Origin of the sequence: Nostoc sp. KVJ3 (assembly GCF_026127265.1) — a bacterium.
Taxonomy (GTDB): domain Bacteria; phylum Cyanobacteriota; class Cyanobacteriia; order Cyanobacteriales; family Nostocaceae; genus Nostoc.
On sequence record NZ_WWFG01000002.1, the window covers coordinates 1,351,024 to 1,364,257 of the forward strand.

Below are 13,234 nucleotides of genomic sequence, written 5' to 3' on the forward strand. Positions count from 1 at the left end.
CTTCTGGTAAAACACCCAGTTAGGAGCGTATCTGTTGCTTAGGTTACGGTAAAATCTCGCCCCAACCAATTGCCGAATCGAAGTAAATCCGGCTCTGATCTATGAGACAATCACTAGTTGTAACTCACTTAACAGAAAAATAATAAATTAAGCAGTACCTGAGTAGGAATCTCTTGGGGGCTGGCTCTGCTAATAAAAGTTTGTTGAACAATAGAAGATACTTTACAAATGTATAAGATTGTCATTTAAGTCTTATTTCAATTATTTCAATGTGCTTGCACTAAAACGTGGTCTGAATAAATAAAAGTGTTGGACTTAAATCAATCAGTAACACGATATGGCAGAAGAACCTACATCTACCTTAACTAAAAACTATGTCTCTGCTGCCAATAAACTGTCAAGTAAACCCACAAAAGTAACGTCAACAGCATCGGCTCGCCAGTCTAGGTGGATGATTCGCTTAGGTCATCTCCTCGCTGGAGGTTTGGTAATGGGTGCAGCAGTTCTGAGTGCTTCTGGCGGGGAATTGGTTGAATTGGTCGAAAATAAGGCACTTTCTGGCTTTTTTCAACTGCGTGGGCCAATTGTGCCTCCAGAAGACATTGTAATTTTAGCAATAGACGATCAGTCAATATCAGTTCCCGAACAGTACTATAAAACAAATCCGCAACAGTATGCCTACCTAGAAACACTGAAATCTTATCCTTATAAACGTGCTGCTTATGCCCAAATAATTACAAAGTTAATCAAAGCAGGTGTCCGTTCTGTAGCGGTAGACGTACTTTTTGATACGCCAAGCAGCTATGGAGTTAATGACGATCGCCAACTCCAGGCAGTATTGCAAAAATATGGTAGCAAAGTTACTTTAGCAGCCGTTTACGAAAATTCCCAGATGCGCCAAGGGCCTATTATGCAACTGACAGACCCACAACAGATGTTTCGTACAGGGTTAGTGTCAATTGGCTCAGTTAATTTTCCCTTAGAAGCGGATGGGAAAGTTCATCGATTGGCGAGTGAGTTTTCTAAGCCCTTGGATGAAGATAGTTTGATCGAGAAACTGCCTTCCTTTGATGAAGCAGCACTTAGGACAGCACAAGTAAATTATCCTCGACCAAAGGGCGATCGCATTTATTTTTGGGGTTCTGCGGGGACATTTGAGCAAATCCCCTTTTGGCATATACTCGACCCGGAAAACTGGAACACCTATTTGCAGCAAGGAAAGGTCTTCAAAGACAAGATCGTGCTGATTGGGGCGACAGATAAGTTAAATAATGATTATTATCCAGTCGCTGCTAGCAACAGCGCCAAACCCATGTCAGGCGTAGAAATTCACGCCAATGCGATCGCCACTTTGATGTCAGGGAAAGCGATCGCCCCAGGAATTAATACTCCACCATTGCGGGGCTTGTTTGTGCTAATTTTAGTCGGCAGCACAGCCTTGATGATTAGCAGACGCAAACGTAACATCAATAGATTTCTCTATAGCCTTGCTCTGTCTGGCACTTGGGTAGGAATTAGTTATGGCTTCTTTGTCTATGGTCAGTTAATTTTACCGACTACAGTACCAATGATGGCGATCGCAACGATCGGAATCTGCTATCTGGGAACCTCATTAGTCAGAGAAAGTATCAAAAAACGCCAATTAGTAGACATTTTTCAGAAGTATAAAACTTCTCCCGTTGTCCAAGAGATTATCAGTCAACAAGATGACTTACAAGACCTAATCCAGCAACGAGATTTAGCCTTATCAGGGAAAGTCCTGGCTCGACGCTACAAAATTGTCAAAGTTCTCGGTTCCGGTGGATTCAGTGAAACCTACATTGCCGAAGATACTCAACGTCCTGGAAATCCGCGATGTGTTGTCAAGCAACTAAAACCAGCCAGCACCAAATCAGAAGCCTTGCAACTTGCCAGACGTTTATTTAACTCAGAAGCGCAAACTCTCGAAAAATTGGGAACACACGCTCAAATCCCTCAACTTTTGGCGTATTTTGAAGAAGATGAAGAATTTTATCTAGTGCAAGAACAGATCATTGGTCATCCTTTAAATCAGGAATTGCCACTAGGTAGAGCAATTGATGAAATTGCCACAATCAAAATTGTCAGAGACTTATTGCAAACATTAACATTTGTTCATAAAAATAACGTGATTCATCGGGATATTAAACCCAGTAATATCATTCGGAGACACTCAGACGGAAAACTAGTATTGATTGACTTTGGAGCCGTCAAAGAAGTAAGCATCAAACAGCTTGATATACAAGAGCAAACCCCATTCACTATTGGTATTGGGACTCAGGGTTATGCACCAAGCGAACAATGTTTTGGCCGTCCCCACTACAGTAGTGATATCTTTGCAGTGGGGATGGTTGGGATTAAAGCCTTGACTGGTATCGCCCCCCGTGAGCTAGATAGAGATGCTGATGGAGAGATCAAATGGAGCGATCGCTGCCAAGTGAGCAATTCCCTAGCGAAGATTCTCAGTAAAATGGTGCTGGATGACTTCAAACAGCGATATCAGTCTGCATCAGAGGTTCTTGAGGATCTGAAAGCTTTTGACGATGTTATAAATTCTCAAAGCAAATACCCCATACTAGGGGATGACTCATTAGTGAATACTTTAGAGCAAGTAAACGCTCCCACAAAATCTTGCTCAGAATCATCCTCAGAAACTCCTTGAGAAGGAAGCGGTGGAATGTGGGAGCATCCCAAGTGTGTAAAAACATATTTTGTCATTGCGAGCGTAATGAAATGAAGCGAAGCAATCGCAGCCGCTAGACTTTGCGTTCGCGAAGCGTGTCCGAAGGACTTATGCTTCATTCCGCTATCTCTACGAGACGCTACCGCGTTAAGCGAAGCTATGCCGAAGGCTTTACGCTCCATTCGCAATGATTAGTTCTAATTTGGTAAATTTGCAAAATTGGGATGCTCCCGTGGAATGTGGATTATATTAAGAGCGAGTTCTCAAAACCTGAAGAAAAAAGCTCAGACTTTTGGTTTAGCCCTATTTCTGTCCCTACGCAATGTATTTCTTAAGAGTTATACCGCATTAATGCACTTTTGGGGGTAGGATAAATTCAATATTCAAAATTCAAGACTTGAAAATTGCTTAACTATATCTGAGCATCAAATTTAGATGTAGGCATTTATCAATATGGCAATTCACTTGACAAAACGGCTTTCTGTGTTCGCTACTATTCTAGCTCTTGTACTTTCCATGCCGGGAATTGCCTTAGCCGCACCGGTTCAAGTCCATACTACTTCTGCTGTTATTTTTGCCCAAATTAGCAAAACTGCAAGTTACTCCACTTCGTCGGAGATTAACCTGACTCCCTTACAAAGCCAACAACTCCAGGCTGTGCGCCAAAGAAGAAACAGGGAAATTGAGGCAGTCTTAAAGACATCACAACGTGCCCAACTTAATCACAATCTCCGGGCTGGTAATAATATGAATCAAGCCCTACAACATCTGAACTTGCAACCAGAACAGCAAGAGTTAGTAAAAGCGATCGTGCAATTTACTAACTTAAAAATGAAGGCTATTTTGTCTAGATATTCGCTAAAAATCGTACAAAAATAACTGTTCGGTTAAGGCAAGAGACGCGATAAATCGCCGTCTTTACAATAATCAATTCTTCGTACTGACGGCGATTTATCGCGGATTTGGGATCTATATATTCTCATCAAATAACCTTAACCGAATCGGCGATCGCTTGAGATAATCAGATGCACATAGCGTTGTCACTGCATGAGGGGGATTTTTGGCACTCGTGACGACTCTCACCGCTAATTGCAAGCAATGTAGCGGGAGCATCTAACCTCGCAGCGAGAATTTGCTGATTCACAGGTCTGGTATTCCAGTAACCTCCACAGCCAGCAACGATCCGTCCAGACCGTTGTTTGTACAAGAAACCAAAGTTTTGTACAACCCAAGGTAATTGATTTTACGCAACCAACCTAACAGATAAAATCTGTATTTCTGGATGCAACCCCATATCAGTTTTCAAGGTTCAGTCTGTTGGCTTAGGATGAGAGTTTTCCGGTCTTCGACTCCAACAGTAGACTACTGACTCGATCACTTTAATTATACCCCGAAATCCTTGCTACACAAAGGTTTTAAACTATGAAGATTACAAAAAGATTGGTAAATACAAGGGTATCGAACCCTTGTATTTACCCCGGACTACCCCCATCCCGGCAATTGGAGTACCAATGTGGCGGGAGTACCCCGGAGGCTTAGATGGGGATAACTGCCCATCAAGAAGTTCTACCCGTTCATCGGCTGCGATAATACCCGTTTCAAACATCCGGTAATATTCGTTTACAGTCCATAGACGGACTCTAGTTTGTCTCATTGTGTATTTCCTTTTGCAATACCTGGGTTGGGCTACGCCTACACACCTCTAAGACAAATATCTCTTCCTCTCAACTTTTACAGCATCTATAATTAATCTTGCCCTATTTAGTTCGTTACCATGTCGGAAGAAGATATCCGAGCCGCCAGGCTGGAGAAAGTAGAACAACTCAAGCAGCTAGGGACTAACCCTTATGCCTATCGTTGGGAATCTACCCATCATGCAGCGCAGTTGCAAGAACAATTTGCAGATTTAGCCAGTGGTGAAGAAGTTGATTTAGAAGTTGCGATCGCTGGGCGCATTATGGCGCGTCGCGTTTTTGGTAAACTGGCTTTCTTCACTTTACAAGATGAAACCGGCACCATTCAGCTTTATTTAGATAAAAACCGCATCCAAGAAAGCATGGCAGATATTGATGCTGATGCCTTCAATCATTTGAAACAACTCACAGATGCAGGTGACATTCTGGGAGCCAAAGGTACTATTAAACGGACTGAAAAGGGCGAGTTATCTGTCTACGTTAAACAATATACTATCCTCACTAAATCCCTGTTGCCCCTACCCGATAAGTGGCATGGATTAACGGATGTTGCCAAACGCTACCGTCAGCGCTACGTTGACTTGATTGTTAACCCGGAAGTCCGACAAACTTTCCGCCGTCGCGCCCAAATTACTGCCGGTATTCGTCGTTATTTGGAACAGCGCGATTTTCTCGAAATTGAAACCCCAGTTTTGCAAAGTGAGACTGGGGGTGCAGATGCGCGTCCATTTATCACCTACCACAACACTTTAGAAATGGAGTTATATCTGCGAATTGCCACAGAACTCCATCTCAAACGGTTGATTGTGGGTGGTTTTGAAAAGGTGTTTGAATTGGGACGGGTTTTCCGCAATGAGGGAATTTCGACTCGACATAATCCCGAATTTACGACAATTGAAGTTTACCAAGCCTACGCCGACTACAACGATATGATGGCGCTGACTGAGGGAATTATTACCACTGTCGCCCAAGACGTACTCGGCACATTGCAAATTACCTACCAAGGGGAACCTATAGATTTGACTCCACCTTGGCGACGGGTGACAATGCACGATTTAGTTAAAGAATTTACGGGCTTGGATTTTAATTCTTTCCAAACATTGGAAGAAGCAAAAACAGGAAGTAAAAATGCTAATATTCCTGGTGTAGATGAAGCCAAATCAATTGGGAAGTTACTGAATTTAGCTTTTGAAGAGAAGGTAGAAGCTAATTTAATTCAACCTACCTTTGTAATTGATTACCCTGTAGAAATTTCGCCCTTAGCAAAACCCCACCGTTCTAAACCTGGTTTGGTAGAAAGATTTGAGTTATTTATCGTTGGGCGAGAAACTGGGAACAGTTTCTCAGAACTTACAGATCCCATCGATCAAAGAGAACGCCTAGAAGCCCAAGCTGAAAGAAAAGCTGCTGGCGATTTAGAAGCCCAAGGTGTAGATGAAGACTTTTTGACAGCCCTGGAATACGGTATGCCGCCTACAGGTGGTTTAGGGATTGGGATTGATCGGTTGGTAATGTTATTAACTGATTGTGCCAGTATTCGGGATGCGATCGCCTTCCCTCTACTCAAGCCCGAAGGCAGCGTTATTAAGCAATTTAGCTATGAACAAAAAACTCAAACACTGACTATTGAATTTGACAGTGGAAGTGTTTACGAGTATTTCAAAGTCCCTCCCAGTGTCAAGGAAGACTTAGACAATGCACCGTCTAAAGGTCAACACTTTAACAAGTTCATTAAAGGGAAATTTAAATTTGAACAGTTGAGCTAGTAAGTACTATTCACTATTCAACAGTTGGGTGCGTTAGGCAAAGTCATAGCGCACCATTTTTATTGCCTAAGTTGCACTCCCGTAATCTATATGATATTCCTTTAAAAGAATAATATGATTGACATTCTTTATAAGGAATACTATACTGTGAGGTAGGAAGTGTCCTGGACTTGGGAACTTTATCTAGATGTCAATGGGGAAATCCCCAAAGATTTGCTTGCTTTTTTCATCAGGATGATTCCGCAAGAGGAGCAACCAGAAAATCCACCAAAACCATTACTGAGTGCTTCTGAAACCAAGCGTCTGCAAGTTAATCTTGGCTACCTGTGCGACAAAGGACTTGCATCACTTACCAGTGGCATCTTTGAGAAACTGGAAGATGATTTGTATGAGTTACGTATGACTAAGAGCGAACATAATCCACGGTTTATCTTAACGGCTGCTACTCCTCAGCGTTTCGTGGTGCTGCACGCCTTTATGAAGAAATACGACGGCGCTATTAAAGATAGAGACAAAGAACCTCCAAGAGTGAGATTGCGTGAATTGCAGCAGAGGGAAAAGTAATGAAAAAGCCTAATTTTCAAGCTTGGTTGCAGCAAAAGGTAAGCGACGAACCAGAGGTGATTCTGGCGGGCAAGTTAGAGTATTTACGCCTATATCTTACCGATGCCATGCGGGAAATACGTAATAAAGCAGGATTGACTCAGGCGCAGCTAGCTCAAAAACTGGGAGTAAAGCAAGCTGCGGTGTCCAAGTTAGAGTCGGCGTTAAAGGAACATGAATTAGAATCAGTGTTGCACTATTTACACGCTTTGGGTGCAGATTTGCTGGTAGCCGTCAAACAAGGGAACGACTTATATCAAGCTAGTGATAACGAAGGTGTATTGCTGGTAGATGTACCAGATGTAGTTTTCCAAAAGGCATTGGCGGCAAACATGAGCGTGCGGGAATATGTGCGTGTAGCCGTTGAGAAGTTTTCCCGTGAGGATGATGGACTGAGAACAGCTTTGGTAAAACTGCTGGAAAGTGACGATTCGGTTGCAGTCAAAGTGAGAGAGCGTTTAGGTTCAAGGACAATCGAAGAAGTTGCTGTAGAGTTGGAAAAATGTTTGAGTCTATCTGAAGAAGATAGGATTTTTGCTGTGAAAAATGTTTTGGCTGCTAATGTGGTGTGTGGAGAAAGTAATCGTGGAAGTAGTGATGAAGTTGATGAAATTGAGTTGTTGGATTTAGCTGAAGAATTGCTAGAAAAGTTGGCAGATATTTAGGATGACACAGACTACAGTCTACCTTGATGCTACATCTCTAATCTAAAGATAGAGAGTTTTCTACTTATCATTTAGACTGATAAAATAATTTTAAAATTTGAGCGATATACTCCAGATTTGAGGTTTATCATTATTTGCAAGCCAAAGAAATTAAAACACAATTAAGATTACTCATAGATGAAGCATCTATTATAGATCCTGTTTTAGCGAAAAGGTTAGAAGAGATTAATCGCTGGGTGAAAGATGTCAAACCGGGTTCGCTGACTGCGAAAAGATTTGTCATCCTGTTTTTGCAACAAATGCTCCAAGATGCTGAAGTTTGGCTGAGACTTAAATCATTACCATCTGAAGAAGAGCAGCAATCAGCTATAACAATGCTGAATCCAACTTTAAAATATTGGTATGGCTACTTGTTTCCTAAATGGTTGAGTGAAAACGACCCTAAATTTTATATCTGGAGACGAAAACTGATGGCAGGGGAGTTCAATCAGGAGGATGCCAAATTAATTGGCTCTATTGCTAATAATATTAAAAGTTCTGGTGGTACGACTGTATTACGATATGTTGCAGACCTGTCTATGGCAACTGATATAATTGTTAGCAGTACGCAAGAGAATCCACTATGTATTCAACTCACTAGCGTCTCAAAAGAATTTTATCAAGAAAAGTTTGATGATTGGGAAAATACCCTAATTTTTTGGGCAATAGATAGAGGATTATTTTTAAGCTACAATCCCCGTGCAAATGATTTTGTGAATCAGATAGTCAATATATTATTATCTAACAGCGATAATCTCAGTATAGGTAGTTATTTAAAATTTAATTTATAGTTGTCGGTCACTTTCATTTACTGGATTTGTATAGCCACATTATTACTTAACAAAGTGAGTCCTTATGGTTCAGGAAAAACAATCTGACCGTCAACAGAGATTAGACAACTTTTTACAAGCTGTAGAAGCTGCTCAGAAAGTGCAGGATGACATCATAAAGTATGGGTTTGAAGCCGCTCATTCATATTGTGATGATGTTGATGGAGATTGGATAGAAACATGGGGAGAAGATGAAGATGAGCAGCAAAATTTTGTAGAATTAGTGACTAATTTCCTGCAAAGTGATGACTTGGTAGCGGTGAGGGTGAGAAAGCAGCTAGAAGATAAATCACTTCAAAAAATTGCTGTTGAGTTGGAGCAATGTCTGGGTTTATCTGAAGAAGGTGATCGGATTTTTGCTGTCAAAAATGTATTAGCGGGTAGTGTGGCGATCGCAGAAAGTAATCGCGGAATTAGTAGTGATGAAGTTTATGAAATTGAGTTGTTGGATTTAGCGGAAGAATTGCTAGAAAAATTGACAGATTTTTTGTGACAACCACTATTATAAAGTTATTGCACTAAGGAAGGTGGTAGCAATATTTCACAAAAAGCACTCTTTAATAGAAAATGTACAAATTAGGTAATTTATATAATACAACTTTAAGATTTTTCAATAATGATTGAATCATTAGAATCAGTAAATTTTGCTATAAATATTGAAATTGCTATAGCCAAATATGAGGCAGAACTAATACTTGTTAAGTATCCTCAACAATGGGCTGAAATACATGATAATTTAGGAAAGGCTTACTGTGAGAGAATTCGTGGTGATTGGGTAAAGAATGGAGAGAAAGCAATTAAGGCGTTTGAAAAAGCTTTAAAAGTTTATACTCGTGAAGAGTTTCCACAAAAGTGGGCTAGCATCCAAAATAGTTTAGCAACTATCTACTCTGATTTAGGTGCTATAGATGAAGCAAATACTGAATTAGCAATATTTTGCTGTAAAAAAGCTTTGCCAGTTTATACTCGTGAGAAGTTTCCCACAGAGTGGGTAATGGTTCTTACTAATTTAGGTGCTGCCTACAGAAAAAGAAAACAAGGAGAGCCAGTAGAAAATTTAAAGATAGCTATATCCTGGTATCAAGCTGCTTTAGAAGAACATATTTATCAATGTTTTAAGGCTGGTTTAGAAGAACATACTTATGAAGATTTTCTGGGAAATTTGGAAGAGTTTTTGGAAGATTGGGCTGGACTTCAAAACAATCTTGGCAATATATATCGTGACTTAGCTAAAGAGGAAGGCACAAACAATTTAGAGCAAGTATTCTATTACTTTAATCATGCTTTAGAAGTTTATAGTTGCGAATCTTACCCGCTAGATTGGGCAATGGTTCAAAATAATTTAGCTTTGACTTACGATCAGCAAGGAAATATTAATCAGGCATTTGCTTGTTTTCGCTTATCGCTAAAAATTTGTACACCCACTGCCTTCCCTACAGATTGTCTCCAATATGGAGGTAATTTCGGAGACAAAGCTTTTGCGGTGGAGCGTTGGACAGAAGCAATTGAGGGATACGACTTTGCTATTAAAGCGATAGAGCAAATTCGTGCTTGGAGCCGCTCTGAAATTCGTCGTCAACAGATTTTGCAGGGAACTATTGAAGTCTATGAAAAGATAGTGCAAGCCTGTATTAATGCTGGACAAATAGATAAAGCCTTTGAATATTCAGAGCGATCGCGTTCCAAACGCCTGGTAGACTTAATGGCAAGCTACAACCTCTCTCAAGGCGAAGAAATCCCCCCAAAAGTTCAAGAATTATTACAGCAGTATGAAGAACTGCAACAACAAATTGATCAAGAACGCCAAAGCCATAAATCTGAAGATAACCGCAGTGATACACGCGCCGCTTGGGAAGCTTATAATGAAGCGATCGCACTTTTAGAAACCCAAAAACAACAAGTTTGGGAAAATCTCAGACGTGAAGATCCTGTATTAGCCGGAGAAATTCAAGTTAACCCCCTCAGCTTGTCAGAAATTCAACAGCTAATTGACCAACCCAATACAACTATCCTCAGTTTCTATACTACCAACAGCGACACCCATATTTTTGTCGTGCAGCAAAACAAAATTACTCTCCACACCTGCACAGGACAAGGGTTAGAGACGTTGCAAGGCTGGATTAGCCAGAATTGGTTATTGCCTTATATGAATGATTACAAAAAATGGGAAACTCAAATTAATAGCATTCTCCGCGAATTAGCTGAACGCTTGCAAATATCTGAACTCATATCCCAACATCTTCAAGGAATAGAAGAATTAATTTTAGTGCCTCACCTGTTACTCCATCAAATTCCCTTCGCTGCTTTGCCTACAGGAGAATATCAGGAATATTTAGGAGATAAATTCCTTATTCGTTATACCCAAAGTTGCCAAATTTTAGAATTTTGTCAACAACGTGATAATGTAGGGAAATTTAATGAAATATCTCTACAATATGGAACTGTGGAAGATGCCGAAGACAACCTTCCTTGCGCCAGATTTGAAGGCGAAAAACTTGCCCAAATGTATAATATTCCATCAGAAAATAGATTAATTGGCAGCAGTCAAGCCACCTCCAATAACTATCGACAGCTAGCACAACAAGTTCAAGTACTTCATTCCTGCCACCATGCCCAATCTCGCCTCGATAATCCTTTAGAATCACAGTTAAAATTAGCGCATGGTAACAGCATCACCTTGGGGCAATTGATGACATCTGGTTGGCGTTTACCTCAACTTATAGAAGTGTTTCTGTCTTGCTGCGAAACTAATTTGGGTATTCCTTCTCTAACTGATGATATTCTTACTCTCTCTACAGGCTTTTTGTGTGCTGGTGCTAGAAGTGTAGTTAGTACTCTGTGGTCAGTCAATGATTTAGCCACAGCATTATTTTCCATTTTTTACTACCAGCAGCGACAAGAAGGTAGAAACCGTCCTGAAGCTTTACAGCAAGCCCAAATTCAGCTACGAGAATTTACAAAAGTAGACCTAAACAAAGTATTTCATGAAGTAGAAGCAAGGGAAAAAGAACTGATACGAAATAGAAAAAAATATCCTTCAGGTTCTATCGAACATGAACAATGGAAGGGTGAATATAATATGTATGCTAAATTGAACAGCCGAATTCAAGAAATAGAAAATTCTACTCAGCAATTTCCCTTTTCAGATCCTCGTTACTGGGCTGCTTTTATTTGCCACGGTTTACAGTGATAAAAGATTATTTGGGTAATTACTCGCCCTACTCATTAACCTGATTTAGATTCAGATAAGACCAAAACACTTGTAGAGACGGCGATTTATCGCGTCTCGAAAAGCCAAAATTTTTGCCAGTAGCCCTTAATTAAACCGTATTGCCCTATAAGTGACCGATTCATCGTTCATAGCAAGGTTTATCTGGACTAAAGTCCTTAGTACAAACTTTAATTCATTTACGCCTAACTACTCAAAAAAATATTGTGTAGTGCGATGCCTCCGACGGCAAGCTACGCACCACACAATATAAAATCATCTAAAATCTAATGACTAATTCGCTACCTCAGCCACCTCAATTACTCGCCCTTCATAGTCTTTAACCAAAAAATTCAGGGGCTTCTGGTTACGAATTTTGAATTTCAAACCGCGCGTTTCGACTCGCATTAAAATCATTTCTAGGCAGTCATGGTCAAAACAAACGTGGCGTTGCTGATTTTTGCTACCTAAACTTGCACCAGTAATAATGTGTAGCTGAGTATTTTTCTTCAATTGATACCACAGCCCTTCGGTGGCATTATTCATCATTTTGCTTGACAAACTCGGCCCGGTAGACATGTATAGCGGATCGATCCCAGTTGCGCCTATAGTTTGTTCGTAGTTGTAGTAATAGTGCAAGGGCACCTCAGCTGCTGGCAAATCTAGCAGCCCTTCATACAACTGTCGGGCAACCTCCAAATCTGACACCATTACAGTGTGTACTTTTGGGGCACTGGTGAGGAACATCCACATCGCACCAGCGTAAGCTGCTAGCAGCATTACCATAATGCCTTGGGTGGAAAACAGGCTATCCAAGGGCAAGGAAGGGAGAAAGGAGCCTAAAGTAAGAGGACTGAGGAGGAACGACATCACACTAACTGCTATAACCATGAACAAATAAGGATTCTATAGGGGAATCGATTTTATTATTGTGGATTAAGACTAAAATTAAGTCCTTGTTTTTAGTTTATCAATAACTCAAGTAGTCTGAGTCTCGGCTACAAACTGGGCAACCCCAAGATATTATGCGATTAACTACGGGAGTGCAATTCCCAAAATTATTTTAACAACTATCAACTCAAAGACTTGTGCAAATTCCTCATTTTCCCGAAGCTAATCATCCTCTGGTAAAGTCGCTATTCCATCACAGTGACCATGAATTACTGACTCTGTTTCAGAGCAACCCAGATGCCGGAAAGTATTTTACGGTGATTTTTTGCCGCTATAGCCCCATAGTGTATACCTTAATTCGGCACTCGGCCCGATCGCCTGTACAGGCAGATTATCTGTTTGCCCTCACCTGGCGGCATATCTATTACGAACTCGGTGGACTAAATTTAACCACCCCTGAATCAGGTGAGCCAGCCTTAACGATGCAAAATTGGTTAATTAATATGACAGCTTTCTGTATTAACGAAATTAAGCTACCACCCACCGAAGCAATTCATTATTCTCTGCAAGCGACTTCACCACCGCTATGGTGCTATGTACAACAGGCATTAGACCAACTACCACCTGTTTTACGATTAATCGTGTTAATGGCTCAAACTTTCCACTGGAGCGAAACCAGAATCGCCGCCTATCTGCAAGCCGAAGGAGAAGCGATCGCGCCCAACGAAGTAGCCAATTTTCTCCAGGAAGGCTATCGTATGCTAGAGGACAAATTACCCACAGATATCCGCTCTATATACTTTGGAGAAGATTTTCCCTAATCATAGCTTAAGTGTA

The 13,234-nt window shown here is 40.8% G+C and carries 12 protein-coding genes; 9 read left to right on the plus strand and 3 right to left on the minus strand.

Annotated elements, in window-relative coordinates:
* The first annotated feature begins 337 nt into the window (after positions 1 to 337).
* The gene (locus tag GTQ43_RS21845; protein ID WP_265274837.1) at positions 338 to 2,680 is read left to right on the plus strand and encodes a CHASE2 domain-containing serine/threonine-protein kinase; all 2,343 of its coding nucleotides are present in this window, start codon (positions 338 to 340) and stop codon (positions 2,678 to 2,680) included.
* A gap of 474 nt (positions 2,681 to 3,154) precedes the next feature.
* On the plus strand, positions 3,155 to 3,580 hold the full coding sequence (locus tag GTQ43_RS21850) for a hypothetical protein (protein ID WP_265274838.1): 426 nt from the start codon (positions 3,155 to 3,157) through the stop codon (positions 3,578 to 3,580).
* A 90-nt stretch (positions 3,581 to 3,670) separates the two neighbouring features.
* Here the strand turns inward: GTQ43_RS21850 and GTQ43_RS21855 are convergent, their stop codons facing one another.
* Positions 3,671 to 3,814: a hypothetical protein gene (locus GTQ43_RS21855; RefSeq protein ID WP_265274839.1), complete on the minus strand. Its 144-nt coding sequence runs from the start codon at positions 3,812 to 3,814 to the stop codon at positions 3,671 to 3,673.
* A gap of 316 nt (positions 3,815 to 4,130) precedes the next feature.
* Positions 4,131 to 4,355: a hypothetical protein gene (locus GTQ43_RS41490; protein ID WP_321162506.1), complete on the minus strand. Its 225-nt coding sequence runs from the start codon at positions 4,353 to 4,355 to the stop codon at positions 4,131 to 4,133.
* 120 nt (positions 4,356 to 4,475) lie between these two features.
* Here GTQ43_RS41490 and lysS point away from each other — a divergent pair, with 120 nt between their 5' ends.
* The 6 genes from lysS (at position 4,476) to GTQ43_RS21890 (ending at position 11,488) form a co-directional block, all read left to right on the plus strand.
* Positions 4,476 to 6,161: a lysine--tRNA ligase gene (gene lysS / locus GTQ43_RS21865; protein WP_265274840.1), complete on the plus strand. Its 1,686-nt coding sequence runs from the start codon at positions 4,476 to 4,478 to the stop codon at positions 6,159 to 6,161.
* A 159-nt stretch (positions 6,162 to 6,320) separates the two neighbouring features.
* Complete coding sequence (locus GTQ43_RS21870) at positions 6,321 to 6,725, plus strand: type II toxin-antitoxin system RelE/ParE family toxin (RefSeq protein WP_265274841.1); 405 nt, start codon at positions 6,321 to 6,323, stop codon at positions 6,723 to 6,725.
* On the plus strand, positions 6,725 to 7,429 hold the full coding sequence (locus GTQ43_RS21875; RefSeq protein ID WP_265274842.1) for a helix-turn-helix domain-containing protein: 705 nt from the start codon (positions 6,725 to 6,727) through the stop codon (positions 7,427 to 7,429). The genes GTQ43_RS21870 and GTQ43_RS21875 overlap by 1 nt, the downstream gene beginning before the upstream one ends.
* 134 nt (positions 7,430 to 7,563) lie before the next feature.
* Complete coding sequence (locus GTQ43_RS21880; RefSeq protein ID WP_265274843.1) at positions 7,564 to 8,259, plus strand: hypothetical protein; 696 nt, start codon at positions 7,564 to 7,566, stop codon at positions 8,257 to 8,259.
* Between the two features lie 64 nt (positions 8,260 to 8,323).
* Positions 8,324 to 8,791 (plus strand): hypothetical protein, encoded by a 468-nt coding sequence (locus GTQ43_RS21885; protein ID WP_265274844.1) that lies wholly within the window; start codon positions 8,324 to 8,326, stop codon positions 8,789 to 8,791.
* Between the two features lie 123 nt (positions 8,792 to 8,914).
* Positions 8,915 to 11,488, plus strand: a complete 2,574-nt coding sequence (locus GTQ43_RS21890) for a CHAT domain-containing protein (protein WP_265274846.1) — start codon at positions 8,915 to 8,917, stop codon at positions 11,486 to 11,488.
* A 312-nt stretch (positions 11,489 to 11,800) separates the two neighbouring features.
* Here the strand turns inward: GTQ43_RS21890 and GTQ43_RS21895 are convergent, their stop codons facing one another.
* Positions 11,801 to 12,397, minus strand: coding sequence for a glyoxalase-like domain protein (locus GTQ43_RS21895; RefSeq protein WP_265274848.1), 597 nt, complete (start codon positions 12,395 to 12,397; stop codon positions 11,801 to 11,803).
* A gap of 197 nt (positions 12,398 to 12,594) precedes the next feature.
* On the opposite strand from GTQ43_RS21895, the gene GTQ43_RS21900 reads away from it, so the two are divergent.
* Entirely contained in the window at positions 12,595 to 13,218 is a 624-nt protein-coding gene (locus GTQ43_RS21900; protein WP_265274849.1) for a sigma-70 region 4 domain-containing protein, read from the plus strand.
* Positions 13,219 to 13,234: the final 16 nt, after the last annotated feature.